At 69.2% G+C, this 13,414-nt stretch carries 10 protein-coding genes; 6 read left to right on the forward strand and 4 right to left on the reverse strand.

The annotated features are described in order from the left end of the window. The first annotated feature begins 150 nt into the window (after positions 1 to 150). From ABTZ94_RS30700 to ABTZ94_RS30720, 4 genes are all read left to right on the forward strand, one after another. Positions 151 to 564: a peptidoglycan-binding domain-containing protein gene (locus ABTZ94_RS30700; RefSeq protein ID WP_351205588.1), complete on the forward strand. Its 414-nt coding sequence runs from the start codon at positions 151 to 153 to the stop codon at positions 562 to 564. A gap of 351 nt (positions 565 to 915) precedes the next feature. Further along, a complete protein-coding gene (locus ABTZ94_RS30705; protein ID WP_351205590.1) occupies positions 916 to 1,113 on the forward strand; it encodes a helix-turn-helix transcriptional regulator in 198 nt (65 codons plus the stop codon). A gap of 564 nt (positions 1,114 to 1,677) precedes the next feature. Continuing rightward, positions 1,678 to 1,986 (forward strand): heavy-metal-associated domain-containing protein, encoded by a 309-nt coding sequence (locus ABTZ94_RS30715; protein WP_351205592.1) that lies wholly within the window; start codon positions 1,678 to 1,680, stop codon positions 1,984 to 1,986. Positions 1,987 to 2,107: 121 nt separating this feature from the next. After that, positions 2,108 to 4,570 (forward strand): heavy metal translocating P-type ATPase, encoded by a 2,463-nt coding sequence (locus tag ABTZ94_RS30720; RefSeq protein ID WP_351205594.1) that lies wholly within the window; start codon positions 2,108 to 2,110, stop codon positions 4,568 to 4,570. Positions 4,571 to 5,107: 537 nt separating this feature from the next. Here ABTZ94_RS30720 and ABTZ94_RS30725 read toward each other — a convergent pair. Then, positions 5,108 to 6,406: a citrate synthase gene (locus ABTZ94_RS30725; protein ID WP_266361410.1), complete on the reverse strand. Its 1,299-nt coding sequence runs from the start codon at positions 6,404 to 6,406 to the stop codon at positions 5,108 to 5,110. Positions 6,407 to 6,535: 129 nt separating this feature from the next. Then, a complete protein-coding gene (gene recD2, locus ABTZ94_RS30730) occupies positions 6,536 to 8,836 on the reverse strand; it encodes an SF1B family DNA helicase RecD2 (protein ID WP_351205596.1) in 2,301 nt (766 codons plus the stop codon). A 234-nt stretch (positions 8,837 to 9,070) separates the two neighbouring features. Here recD2 and ABTZ94_RS30735 point away from each other — a divergent pair, with 234 nt between their 5' ends. Beyond that, positions 9,071 to 9,265, forward strand: coding sequence for a hypothetical protein (locus tag ABTZ94_RS30735; protein ID WP_351205598.1), 195 nt, complete (start codon positions 9,071 to 9,073; stop codon positions 9,263 to 9,265). A 39-nt stretch (positions 9,266 to 9,304) separates the two neighbouring features. Here ABTZ94_RS30735 and ABTZ94_RS30740 read toward each other — a convergent pair whose 3' ends face one another. After that, on the reverse strand, positions 9,305 to 10,219 hold the full coding sequence (locus ABTZ94_RS30740; RefSeq protein WP_502967340.1) for an RNA repair domain-containing protein: 915 nt from the start codon (positions 10,217 to 10,219) through the stop codon (positions 9,305 to 9,307). 220 nt (positions 10,220 to 10,439) lie between these two features. After that, complete coding sequence (locus ABTZ94_RS30745; protein ID WP_351205600.1) at positions 10,440 to 12,047, reverse strand: CocE/NonD family hydrolase; 1,608 nt, start codon at positions 12,045 to 12,047, stop codon at positions 10,440 to 10,442. A gap of 177 nt (positions 12,048 to 12,224) precedes the next feature. On the opposite strand from ABTZ94_RS30745, the gene ABTZ94_RS30750 reads away from it, so the two are divergent. Continuing rightward, entirely contained in the window at positions 12,225 to 12,941 is a 717-nt protein-coding gene (locus ABTZ94_RS30750) for a TetR/AcrR family transcriptional regulator C-terminal domain-containing protein (RefSeq protein WP_351205602.1), read from the forward strand. The last annotated feature ends 473 nt before the right edge of the window (positions 12,942 to 13,414 follow it).

The raw sequence follows: 13,414 nt of genomic DNA on the forward strand, positions 1-13,414 counted from the left end.
CTCCCCCTTCCGCACCGCCCCCCCGCCCTCCGCGTTGTTGTGTTTCTTGGGTTGGGTGTGTGGGTTTTCTTCGTTCTTCCGTTGGCGGCGCCCCCCCCCCCCCCCCCACCACCGCCGCACGCACCACCATCGCGCTAGGAGCAACTCGCCATGATCCGGAAGATGCTGTCGTCCCGCAGGACGGCCGGGGCCTCTGCCCTGGCCGCGGTCGCCCTCGCCGCTGCCCTCGCCGCTGCCCCGGGTGCCTCGGCCGACGAGCACAACCCACTGCCGCCGCCCGGCTCCAGCCCGGTCTGCGCCTTCTACGACGGCGACGGGCTGACCGTGTACGGCGAGCAGGGCGACCGGGTCTTCCAGGTGCAGTGCATGCTGGCCAACCGCCACTATCTGCCGTGGTCCGCGGTCGACGGAACGTTCGGACCGCAGACTCTCCTCGCCGTCCAGCGCTTCCAGGCGGACAACCCGCCGCTCGTGCCGCACGGCCTGGTCACCCCGGTCACCTGGTCGGCGCTCTGGCACGCGGGACCGACCCGCACGACACCTCTCCCCTATCCGCCGGTGTAACTCCGCACACCCGACCGTTCCGTTCGGACGCACTCGGCCCCCGCTTCCTCTTCCCGTTCGGCGGCACGTCTCGTGGGGCGTGGTCCGTCGCGGGTGGGCGCGGTGAGCAGTGTCGCCGTAGAGGTCGCGGGGGAAGCGGTGCGGGTCGCCGATCGGGTTGCCGAGCTCGCAACCTCCTCGTCACACATGTCTCCGTTGTGCGGGTGTTTCGTCACAGGCGCTCGACAGCCCCTCTCCGGAACTCACTCACTGTCGTTGCACCGAGCACAGACTGAGTGATCGTCAGCGTCCGTGCCGCAGCTCCCCCGACGGCCTGCCCGGCTGCCGCTGCGGTGCAGAGAGGTGTCATCCATGACGGACAGAAGGCTCTGGTCCTACAAGGACATTGCAGCGCACATCCGGGTACAGCCGGACACCGTCCGCTCCTACCGCAAACACGGCCTCCTCCCGTCACCCGACCATGTGGAGAGCGGCAAGCCCTACTGGTACGCGGACACCATCCGCACCTGGGTCGCCTCAAGACCCGGCAACCGAGGACGCAGGGACTGACACCTCCGGCCCCGTACAGCGAGCGACTCCCACTCGCCGCCGTACGGGGCTCACTCCTTTGCCGGGTTGTACGGCCCACCGCCGAGGCCACGACTGCCCGGAACGCGGTGGCGAACCCCCACCCTGAACCGGGCGCCGCATCGAAGGACAGGCCCTCGGGCACAGAGACCGGATTGATGTCGGCCTGCTCCGGCGCCACGTATGCGGCGGACGAGCCCCAGCGGGTGAAGCACTCTCCTCCCGGAGGCCGAACGGGCGTTTCCGTCTCGCCGCGCCCGCGTTCGCCACGCACCTCGGCGTCACCGTGCTGCACTCACTCCAGGACTCGACGCACGGCATCGCCATCCGGCCGATCGCCGAGTCACCGACACCGGCCCGAGCCGCGCACTCTTCACACAGGGGTGCACCCAGCCCTCCACCGACCAGCAAGCGCGCACAGCGAGCCCGGCGGAGCGCTCGCATTCATACCCCCTAGGGGTATAGTGTGATGAGTGATGGGGCGCCCGGGTCTCCCGAGGTTCCCGACACCCACGCCCTTTTGTGCTCGTCGAAGAGGAGAACACCATGACCGCCGAGACCCAGCTCCCCCAGGCCACCGGCTCCTGCTGCTCACCCAGCGGCTCCTGCCACGACGGTGCGGACTCCGGCACCCCGGCGGGCGCGGTGACCACCGTCTACCAGGTGTCCGGCATGACCTGCGGACACTGCGAAGGCGCCATCTCCGAGGAGATCTCCGGTATCGATGGTGTCACCTCGGTGAAGGCCGTCGCCTCCACGGGCCAGGTGACCGTCGTCTCCCGGGCCTCGCTGACCGAGGACGCCGTGCGCGCCGCGATCGACGAGGCCGGCTACGAGCTCGTCGGCCTGGCCTGAGCTCCATCGAGGTACAACCGATACGCCGGATACACCTGTATCGCCCCCTTTGCCGCCGGGCCGGACCAACCAGCAGATACTGGTGGGGTACGGCCCGGTCGGCATTTTCAGGAGTTCGGACATGCACAGCGCAACAGAGGCCGCGACCCCGGCAGCGGAGAGTTCGCGGGCCGAACTCACGATCGGCGGAATGACCTGCGCCTCCTGCGCGGCCCGCGTCGAGAAGAAGCTCAACCGGATGGACGGCGTCACCGCCACCGTCAACTACGCGACCGAGAAGGCCCGTGTCGCCTTCGGTCCGGGAACCGACCTCGCGGATCTGATCGCCACGGTCGAGAAGACCGGCTATACGGCACAGACGGTACGCAGCTCCGATCCGACACCGCCCGCCCCGGCACCGGCCGCCGCACGGGTCACATCCGAAAGCACCGTCACTGGCGCCCCCGAGGCTGGCGGCCCTCCCAGCGCGCGAGTCCGCGCCGAGCAGCCCACCGAAAGCCCGACCGGCACCGGCACCGAAGCCGAGACCGACGCAGACGCCGACGCCGACGACCCCGCCGAGCGGAAGGCCGCCGACGCCCTCGCCTCACTGCGTCAGCGTCTGATCGTCTCGGCCGTCCTCGCCGCCCCCGTCGTCGTACTCGCGATGGTCCCTGCCTTCCAGTTCGACAACTGGCAGTGGCTCTCCCTCACCCTCGCCGCTCCCGTCGTCGTCTGGGGCGGACTGCCCTTCCACCGCGCCACTTGGACCAACCTCCGGCACGGTGCGGCCACCATGGACACCCTGGTCTCGATCGGCACCCTCGCCGCCTTCGGCTGGTCCCTGTGGGCGCTGTTCTTCGGCGACGCAGGCATGACCGGGATGCGGCACGGCTTCGACTTCACCGTCTCGCGCGCAATGGGGTCTCCCCTGCTCGAGCGGAGCCGAGAGCTCGGGGAAAGCTCGTCCACCATCTATCTGGAGGTCGCGGCCGGTGTCGTCACCTTCATCCTGCTGGGCCGCTATCTGGAGGCGAAGTCCAAGCGGAAGGCCGGTTCCGCCCTGCGCGCGCTGATCCACCTGGGCGCGAAGGACGTCTCCGTCCTCCAGAGCGGCACCGAGGTACGTATCCCCGTCGGCCGACTCACCGTCGGCGACCGTTTCGTCGTCCGCCCCGGCGAGAAGATCGCCACCGACGGCACCGTCGTCGCGGGCGCGTCCGCCGTGGACGCCTCCATGCTCACCGGCGAGTCCGTCCCGGTCGATGTGGGCGTCGGCGACCGGGTCACCGGGGCCACCGTGAACGCTTCCGGCCGGCTCGTCGTCGAAGCGACCCGGGTCGGCGCCGACACCCAGCTGGCCAGGATGGCGAAGCTCGTCGAGGACGCCCAGAACGGCAAGGCCGAGGTGCAGCGCCTCGCCGACCGGATCTCCGCGGTCTTCGTCCCGGTGGTGCTGGTGCTCGCAGTGGCCACCCTGATCGCGTGGCTGCTCGTCACGGACGACGTGACCGCCGCGTTCACCGCCGCCGTCGCCGTACTGATCATCGCCTGCCCCTGCGCCCTGGGCCTGGCCACTCCGACCGCCCTCATGGTCGGTACGGGACGCGGCGCCCAGCTCGGCATCCTGATCAAGGGCCCGGAGGTCCTTGAGGCCACGCATCGCATCGACACGATCGTCCTCGACAAGACCGGCACGGTCACCACCGGCCGGATGACCCTCCAGGACATCCACCCCGCACCCGGCACCGACGAGACCCAACTTCTGCGGCTGGCCGGCGCCTTGGAGCACTCCTCCGAGCACCCCATCGCCCAGGCCGTCGCCGCCGGAGCCACGGAACGCATCGGTGGCCCCCTCCCCGCCCCCGAGGACTTCGCCAACCTCGCGGGCCTCGGCGTACGCGGCACGGTCGACGGGCACCAGGTGCTGGTCGGCCGCCCGCAACTGCTGACCGACGCGGGCATCGACGTCCCCGACACCCTGTCCGGCGCCGTGGCGGACGCGGCGGCTCAGGGCCGTACCGCGATCGCGGTCGCGTGGGACGGGCAGGCGCGCGGCGTCCTCGCCGTCGCCGACGCGGTCAAGGAGTCGAGCGCGGCAGCCGTCGCCGAGCTGCGCGGGCTCGGCCTCCGTCCCGTTCTGCTGACCGGCGACAACCGGGCCGTGGCGGACGCCGTGGCCCATGCCGTGGGAATCGACGAGGTCCACGCCGAGGTCCTGCCCGAGGAGAAGGTCCACGTCATCGAGCGGCTCCGGGCCCAGGGGCGCTCCGTAGCCATGGTCGGTGACGGGGTCAACGACGCGGCCGCACTCGCCACCGCCGATCTCGGCCTGGCGATGGGTACCGGTACGGACGCCGCGATCGAGGCGAGCGATCTCACCCTCGTTCGTGGAGATCTCAGGGTGGCGGCCGATGCGATCCGGCTCTCCCGGCGCACCCTGGCCACCATCAAGGGCAATCTCTTCTGGGCATTCGGCTATAACGTGGCCGCCCTACCCCTTGCGGCGTTTGGCCTGCTCAACCCTATGATTGCGGGAGCGGCGATGGCGTTCTCATCGGTCTTCGTCGTGACGAACAGCCTGCGGTTGCGCGCCTTCACGTAACTTCCACAAAGAGATTTAGATCACACCGATTTCAGGGTAACCATCCGGTGGGTTCGCGAGTCTAAGAGTGCGATGCCAAGGATGTCTTGGGGGACGTCCGTCGAAGTGTCTTGGGGGATGCTTCGGGCAAGCGTTGGCCGGGGCACGTGCACCGGGGAGCTTTGAGCGGCCCTCCCGTGCGTACGTACCCCGGCAGACCGCACTGGAAGTACAAGTGAAGAGCGCAGCTCGCAGTAGGTGAGGAGCGCCCAGGAGCTTCGGCTCCCGTAGACGCCCGGCCGGATCCCGTGGGGGGAATCCGCTCCGGGACATGGGAAGCGCCTCGCTGTCGGCCCGTGGGGGGATCGATGGCGGGGCGCTTCTCGCTGTCGGCCCGGCGGTCCGGGCCCGCTTCACGCAACCCGGGCCCGCTTCACGCAACCCGGGCCCGCTTCACGCAAATCGCCCCGGACACCGCGCTCTGTGCGAAAGCGCGGTACGCGGGGCGAAGGCAACCGGCCGCAGCGGCCGGGGGTGTGCGGGGTGGTGCTACGAGGTTCAGCGACCCTCGACCGGGACGAAGTCGCGCAGGACCTCGCCGGTGTAGATCTGGCGCGGGCGGCCGATGCGGGAACCCGGCTCCTTGATCATCTCGTGCCACTGGGCGATCCAGCCGGGGAGCCGGCCGAGCGCGAAGAGCACGGTGAACATCTCGGTCGGGAAGCCCATGGCCCGGTAGATCAGACCCGTGTAGAAGTCCACGTTGGGGTAGAGGTTGCGCGAGACGAAGTACTCGTCGGAGAGCGCGTGCTCCTCCAGCTTCAGCGCGATGTCGAGCAGCTCGTCGGACTTGCCGAGCGCGGACAGCACGTCGTGGGCCGCGGCCTTGATGATCTTGGCGCGCGGGTCGAAGGACTTGTAGACGCGGTGGCCGAAGCCCATCAGCCGGACGCCGTCCTCCTTGTTCTTCACCTTGCGGATGAAGGAGTCGACATCGCCGCCGTTGGCCTGGATGCCTTCGAGCATCTCCAGCACCGACTGGTTGGCGCCACCATGCAGCGGGCCCCACAGCGCGGAGATGCCGGCGGAGATCGAGGCGAACATGTTCGCCTGCGAGGAGCCGACCAGACGCACGGTGGAGGTCGAACAGTTCTGCTCGTGGTCCGCGTGCAGGATGAGCAGCTTGTCGAGCGCGGAGACGACGACCGGGTCCAGGTCGTACTCCTGGGCGGGGACCGAGAAGGTCATGCGCAGGAAGTTCTCGACGTACCCGAGGTCGTTGCGCGGGTAGACGAAGGGGTGGCCGATCGACTTCTTGTACGCGTACGCCGCGATCGTCGGCAGCTTGGCCAGCAGCCGGATCGTCGAGAGGTGGCGCTGCTCCTCGTCGAACGGGTTGTGGCTGTCCTGGTAGAACGTGGACAGCGCGCTGACGACCGAGGACAGCATGGCCATCGGGTGGGCGTCGCGCGGGAAGCCGTCGAAGAACCGCTTGACGTCTTCGTGCAGCAGCGTGTGCTGGGTGATCTCGTTCTTGAAGGTCGACAGTTCGTCGACCTTGGGAAGCTCGCCATTGATGAGCGTGTACGCGACTTCGAGGAACGTCGAGCGCTCGGCGAGCTGCTCGATCGGGTAGCCGCGGTAGCGCAGGATGCCCTGCTCACCGTCGAGGTAGGTGATGGCGGATTTATACGCTGCGGTGTTGCCGTATCCGCTGTCCAGCGTCACCAGACCGGTATTGGCCCGGAGCTTCCCGATGTCGAAGCCCTTGTCGCCGACGGTGCTGTCGATCACCGGGTAGGTGTACTCGCCATCGCCGTACCGCAGTACTACAGCGTTGTTGGTGTGCTCGCTCACGTCATCCCTCACCGACGTAGTGCCTCTTCTTTGAGGTTCCCTGACTGTCTCCACCCTCCCCCATTTGGCTCAGGAGAGTGCACTCGGGGTCGTCCATTGGACCTACTCGCGGCACTGAGTGCCGCGAGCTTATTCATCCTGCCCCGTTGACCCCGGTTCCGGAAGGCCTCCGTGATGTTTCCCACCGATTTGATCGATCATTTTTTCCGGGGATCCTCCGCCCAGGTCCCCTGACAGCCGGTAATCCAGCGCCGTACAGCGTCTTCCCGCGGAAACCGTGCGGACCGCCTGGCCGATCGCCTGCCGCGAGCCGACCAGCACGACGAGCTTCTTGGCCCTGGTCACGGCGGTGTACAGCAGGTTCCGCTGGAGCATCATCCAGGCGCTCTTGGTGACGGGGATGACGACGGCCGGGTACTCGCTGCCCTGGGAGCGGTGGATCGTCATGGCGTACGCGTGGGCCAGCTCGTCCAGCTCGTCGAAGTCGTAGGCGATCTCCTCGTCCTCGTCGGTCAGCACCGTCAGCCGCTGTTCGTCCAGGTCAAGGGCGGTGACGACGCCGACCGTGCCGTTGAAGACGCCGTTCTCCCCCTTGTCGTAGTTGTTGCGGATCTGGGTGACCTTGTCGCCGACCCGGAAGACCCGGCCGCCGAACCGCTTCTCGGGCAGGTTCGGGCGGCCCGGGGTGATGGCCTGCTGGAGGAGTCCGTTGAGCGTGCCCGCACCGGCCGGGCCGCGGTGCATCGGGGCGAGGACCTGGACGTCACGCCTGGGATCGAGGCCGAATTTGGCCGGGATACGACGGGCGGCAACGTCCACCGCGAGGACACCCGCCTCCTCCGTCTCGTCCTCGACGAAGAGGAAGAAGTCGTCCAGGCCCTGGGTGAGGGGCGGAATCCCGGAGTTGATGCGGTGTGCGTTGGTGACGACTCCGGACTGCTGGGCCTGGCGGAAGATCGTGGTCAGCCGGACCGCCGGGACGGGGCCGCCGTCGGCGAGCAGATCGCGCAGCACCTCCCCCGCGCCGACCGACGGCAGCTGGTCGACGTCCCCGACGAGCAGGAGGTGGGCACCGGGTGCCACCGCCTTCAGCAGCTTGTTGGCGAGCAGCAGATCCAGCATCGAAGCCTCGTCGACGACGACGAGATCGGCGTCCAGCGGACGGTCCCGGTCGTATGCCGCGTCCCCGCCCGGCTTGAGCTCCAGCAGCCGGTGCACGGTGGACGCCTCGGCCCCGGTCAGCTCGGACAGCCGTTTCGCGGCCCGCCCGGTGGGCGCGGCCAGCACGACTTTGGCCTTCTTCGCGCGGGCCAGCTCCACGATGGACCGGACGGTGAACGACTTCCCGCAGCCGGGCCCACCGGTCAGGACGGCGACCTTACGACTGAGAGCGAGCCGGACCGCTGCCTCCTGCTCGGGGGCCAGCTTCGCCCCCGTGCGGCCCGCGAGCCACCTCAACGCCTTGTCCCAGTCCACGTCCGCGAAGGCCGGCATCCGCTCCTCCGGCGTACGCAGCAGCCGCTGCACCTGGGCGGCGAGGGCGACTTCGGCGCGGTGGAAGGGCACCAGATAGATGGCCGTGACCGGCTCGCCCCCCTCGGGCGACGGCACCTTCTCCCGTACGACGCCCTCCGGGTCCTCGGCCAGTTCGGCGAGGCAGTCGATGACCAGCCCCGTATCGACCTGGAGCAGCTTCACCCCGTCGGCGATCAGCCGCTCCTCCGGGAGGAAGCAGTGGCCCTGGTCGGTGGATTGCGACAGCGCGTACTGCAGTCCGGCCTTCACCCGCTCCGGACTGTCGTGCGGGATACCGACGGCCTGGGCGATCTTGTCGGCGGTGAGGAAGCCGATGCCCCAGACGTCGGCGGCCAGCCGGTAGGGCTGGTTCTTCACGACGGAGATCGACGCGTCCTCGTACTTCTTGTAAATACGGACGGCGATGGAGGTGGAGACGCCGACCCCCTGGAGGAAGACCATCACTTCCTTGATCGCCTTCTGCTCCTCCCAGGCGGCGGCGATCATCTTCGTCCGCTTCGGCCCGAGCCCGGGCACCTCGACCAGCCGCTTCGGCTCCTGCTCGATGACATCGAGGGTGTCGACGCCGAAATGCGTGGTGATCCGGTCCGCCATGACCGGGCCGATGCCCTTGATCAGGCCGGAGCCGAGGTAGCGGCGGATGCCCTGGATGGTGGCGGGCAGCACGGTGGTGTAGTTCTCCACCGTGAACTGCTTGCCGTACTGGGAGTGCGAACTCCAGCGCCCCTCCATCCGCAGCGACTCGCCGACCTGCGCACCGAGCAGCGACCCGACGACGGTCAGCAGATCACCCGCGCCCCGACCGGTGTCGACGCGGGCGACCGTGTACCCGTTCTCCTCGTTGGCGTACGTGATGCGCTCAAGCACACCTTCGAGGACGGCCATGTTGGACATGTTCCGACGGTATCGGTTCCCACCGACAACGCATTCCCGGCCTCGGAGACCGCCCGTTTCCTGCGGTGAGGGCGCCTGAGCAGCGCTGTCCGGACCGCCGGGAACACAGCCGGGCCAGGGCCTGTCGCGCCCATGGTCCAGGATCGAATGATCAGCAACTCCGGTGTGAGGAGGATGCCTTGGAATACGCCGACGGTCCGAGCGTGCACAGTGTTGTCCATATCGAGAGCAGCCGTGCCACGGGCCTGGGAGCTGGTGACGGACATCCGCCTCGGGCCGGGCCGCAGCGGGGTCACCGCAGCCATCGAGAGCCGGCCGGACCGGGAGCAGGAGATGATCGCCTTCCGGCTGAAGGAACTGCGTGCCGGGATGGAGACCACCCTCCAGGGCATCAAGACGCTCGCCGAGGAGGGCGGTCGGAGAGGCTAAGGGCTGTCCGGCGGCGCTTTGCCCCAGCCGGCCATGGCCTCATCTGTCGGTGATCGTGGAGAGCCATGCCGTGTCCTCCGGGCCCGGCGCTCCGAGGCCGGGCGCGGGCAGCCGACGGACCTCGCCCGTTCGCAGGGCGACCGTGGCCCGTGGCCGCATCGGCCCGTCGCCCCTGCGCGAGAGCAGGACGAGTTCCCAGACTGTCGCCGCCATGGTGTCGAGCCGGGTGACACAGTCGGCGGTGGCTCGCCGCGGATCCCGGGTCCGGCCCAGGGACAGATGTGGGGTGAAGTTCTTGGCGGGCCCACTGCAGCGCGGGAACCGCTGCTGCAGCAGGCGGTGCAGGTGGGCCCACGGCGCCTGGCCGGCTGCCGTCGGGTCGAGCCACACGGTGAAGTACGCCCTGTGCCGGAAGGTGCGCACCCCGTCCAGCCGTGCGGTGAAGACCGGCGTCTCGGCCGTCGCCGCGGCGAGCAGCGGGGCGGCCCGCTCGAAGTCGGACTCCGGCACGAAGCCGAAGAGCACATTGACGTGCGGCGGCCACCGGTGGATCTGCGGATCGTAATCCCGGCGGATGTCCTGGATCGGCGGCCACAGCTCCGCAGGCGGGATCCAGGCCACCGCTGTGCGGGCCGTCGGGGGCACGTCGAGGACGCCGACGGGATCGCCCCTGCCGGAGCTCGTATCGAAGCTCAGGTCCGCTTGCGGGTCCCGCACCCGGCCGGCGCCCGACGCATCGATGCGGTCCACGCCCGTGGCCCGGTCCCAGACCACCTCACCGTCCACCTCGATGAACACCACCCGGTGCCACGGGATGTCGCCCCCGGGCACGAATGAAGGCAGCGGGATGCGTTTGCAGGCATCCCCGCGCTGGCTGATCCCCAGCACGAACCGGGCCGGGTCGAACCGCGGGTCCCAGCGGACCCGGTGATAGATCTCGTCGCTGGTTCGCATCACGCCTCCTCGCCCACTCACGCCGCGACCGGCCGGACCGCCGCTTCAGCGCGGCTTCACATACTCCAGCTTCACCACGTGCGGCACGTCGGGCAGCTTCTCCCAGCCCCGGTCAGGAGTGCCTGCGCCGACGTGTCGCCCATGAGGTACCGGCGGAAGAAGGCGACGGTGTGGCCCGTGGCGATCCGGCGCTGGGTGGCTTCGTCGAGCCCCTGGTACTTCAGGTGAGCCCGGAACTGCAGGGAAGCGTCAACGCCGAGTCCGTGTGAAGCGTGATACGCACCGGTGTGAAGGTGGTGGCGTCCACCGGCGACTCGCCAGTGCCGGGACTGCGGGCGTAGCGCGGATGGGCGCCTCCGCTGATCTGCCAGCGTATGCGGTGGCCGACGGGGAAACGGTGGGCGGCGGAGCTCATCGGCACAGTGACCTGCGAGGGTGCCTGCTCGGTCGTCCGAAGTCGGCCGAGCCCGTCGCAGACGTTTACAGAGCGGCCTTGTGTGTCCACGTCGCACAGGCGGGTGAAGACGTCGGCGTACCCGGTGTCCGTGGAGATGCTCAGCCGTGCGGAGACCGGGCCGAGGATGTCCACGGGCTCGGTCAATGGGGGACTGGTGAATGTCAGGACGTCGGCCCGGGCTTCCAGGGCGCGGTTGTCGCGTGGGCCGGCGGTGCGCGAGAGCAGTGGGCCGCCGAGGGACGGGGTGGGGTCGGCCGGGTCGTAGCGGAACGTCGTCAATGGTGCGGAGTCCGTGGGGGCCTGCTGGGTGAGGTGCCCGCCGGGGATGGGGTGCCACGAGGTGGCAGCTGCGGCCGGTGGCCAGTCGGCGAGGTCCCGCCAGGCGTTTTCGCCGCCGATGTGCACGCGTACCGCGGTGGGACGCAGGCTCGAGGGGTCGGCGCACAGGTGGGCGCGCAGCCACGCGAGGCTCTCGGCGAACACCTCGGGCCATCCCTGCTGCAGGGCGGAGGTGTGGGTCCAGGGACCGACGAGCAGGGCAGTCTCGCATCCGGCCTGCCGCAGCCGGTGATACTGCTCGAAGGTCTGGTCGGCCAGCGCGTCGTGCCAGCCGGTGATCAGAGTTGTGGGCACGCTGAGCCGTTCCGTCGACTGGGCCAACGACGCGCCGCTCCAGTACGCGTCCGTGGCGTCCGGGTGTGTCATCACGTCGTCCAGCCAGGGCACTTCGCCCCCGAGGGCGGGCACGTACGCCCCGCGCAGGGGCTGCGCGGTGGTGACGGCGCGCAGGCGGCGCTGCAGGCGCAGCGTCGCCCTCAGGAACGGTGCCATGCCCTGGTGCTGGTAGGTCATGCCCATACCGACGGCGAGGGCGTTCTCCAGGCGCAGCGCACCGTCTGCGTGGAACAGGGCGTAGGGATCGTGCAGGCCCACCTGCACCACCATCGCCTTGAGTTCTGGCGGCGGGTCCAGGGCGAGAGCCCATTGGACGTAGCCCAGGTAACTGGGGCCGACAGTCCCCAGTGTTCCGTCGAACCAGGGTTGCTCGCGCAGCCAGGACACCGTGGCTCGGCCATCGGCGGCCTCGTTGCGCCACAGGTCGAACGTACCGCCCGAACCACCGGTGCCGCGGCAGCTCTGCAGGACCACGTGAAAGCCCTGTTCGGCGAAGAGCAGGCCGTACATGGGACCCCACGGCAGGCCTCGGCCATAAGGCGAGCGGACCAAGAGGGTTGGGAAGTCGCCCTCCGCACGCGGGAAGTAGTGGTCAGTGATCAACGGGCTGCCGTCGGCGGCCGGCACGACCAGCCCCGGTTCCCACCCGACATGGTGCCTTTTCGCCGGGAGACCTCGCCAGGTCGCCCTCATCATCCGCGAGGACAGTGGCGGCTTTCCGGCAGGTGGTACCCAGGCCGGCCTGGCCACGGCATCGGGCATGCGTGATGGCATTGTTCCCCTCCTTTATTACGTACGCTGTACGAGAATAGAGGATGCTTGGATGACCTTCGCAAGAGCCGCCGCAACAAACAGGTGAAGGAGCGCGAGACCGTGCCCCGTGACGGAGGACCCGGCGCCGCAGGCGTCGACCCCGAACAGCTCTGGCTGCGTCCCACCGAGCACCGCCGGGGCCGCAGGCCCTCCTTCAGCCGTGAGGTGATCACGGCGGCAGCCGTCACCGTTGCGGACGCGGAAGGACTCGAAGCGGTCACCATGCGGCGGGTCGCCGCCGAGGTCGGAGCCGGCGTCATGTCGCTCTACAGCTACGCCCCTGACAAGGAGACACTGCTGGAGCTGATGGTCGACCACGTCAGCGGCGAACTGACGGTCACCGATCCCCCCACCGGCGACTGGCGTGCCGACCTGAAGACCATCGCCCACCTGCAGCGCGCCCACATGCTGCGCCACCCCTGGCTGCCCGCCGCCCTGTCCACGCGTCGCGTTCCGGGCCCCAGCACACTGGCTTTCCTGGAACACGCGCTCGCCGCCCTGCGGCCCACCGGGCTGGACGGTGCGGCGAAGCTGGAAGTCTTTGCCCAGCTCACCGCATTCGTGGCCGGGCACGTCGCCCACGAGGTCGCGCAGGCCGCGGCCTCACGGTCGCCGGACCGGGCCGCGGCCGAGGCCCGCTACCTCGCCGCTGTCGCCGCGGACGGCCACCACCCGGAACTTGCCGAAGCCCTTTCCGCCCCCGGACGCCTCCTCACCCCCGAAGCCACCTTCACCCGGTTCCTCAACCGTCTGATCGACGGCCTCGACACCGAGTGATCTCCTCTCCCGTCTCAAAGGATCTGGCCCCGCGCCAGGCCTCTGACCTGCGACGACCAGATCGATTGAGACACGCGGTCGAGCCGAATCCCAGTTGATCCGGTCCGCGCAAATGGTTCGCCGACGCACCGAACAGGCGTACACCGCGTCCGGCCTGAGCGCCTCAAGAGACCTGGTCCGCCACAAGCGAATCGGGCCAGGTCTCTTGGGACGGGGACCAGCTCGACGGAGACAGGACATCTCCCCACCGCAGCGCAGCGGCCCAGTCACGGTCACGACGATGACCGGTCATTAGTCGGGGAGCCGGGTCACGTTGCCATGACCCGGCTACCCGACTAAGACCGACCGGCAAATGGGGGGTGGGAGAAGGAGCGGGGCTGGGCGCGTGCAGCTGCAAGGCGGAGGATTGAGCCAACGCGGAGCGTTGGTGATTGACGACATCGGAAGAGAGTCGAGTAGGGAAATAGTGTCAC

The sequence above is a fragment of the Streptomyces sp. NPDC002785 genome, assembly GCF_040295565.1.
GTDB lineage: Bacteria > Actinomycetota > Actinomycetes > Streptomycetales > Streptomycetaceae > Streptomyces.

Bases quoted from the DNA above. Each gene is read 5' to 3' on its own strand.
- ABTZ94_RS30700 (WP_351205588.1), top strand. From the start codon at position 151: ATGATCCGGAAGATGCTGTCGTCCCGCAGGACGGCCGGGGCCTCTGCC.
- ABTZ94_RS30705 (WP_351205590.1), top strand. From the start codon at position 916: ATGACGGACAGAAGGCTCTGGTCCTACAAGGACATTGCAGCGCACATC.
- ABTZ94_RS30715 (WP_351205592.1), top strand. From the start codon at position 1,678: ATGACCGCCGAGACCCAGCTCCCCCAGGCCACCGGCTCCTGCTGCTCA.
- ABTZ94_RS30720 (WP_351205594.1), top strand. From the start codon at position 2,108: ATGCACAGCGCAACAGAGGCCGCGACCCCGGCAGCGGAGAGTTCGCGG.
- recD2 (WP_351205596.1), bottom strand. From the start codon at position 8,836: ATGTCCAACATGGCCGTCCTCGAAGGTGTGCTTGAGCGCATCACGTAC.
- ABTZ94_RS30740 (WP_502967340.1), bottom strand. From the start codon at position 10,219: ATGCGAACCAGCGACGAGATCTATCACCGGGTCCGCTGGGACCCGCGG.
- ABTZ94_RS30745 (WP_351205600.1), bottom strand. From the start codon at position 12,047: ATGATGAGGGCGACCTGGCGAGGTCTCCCGGCGAAAAGGCACCATGTC.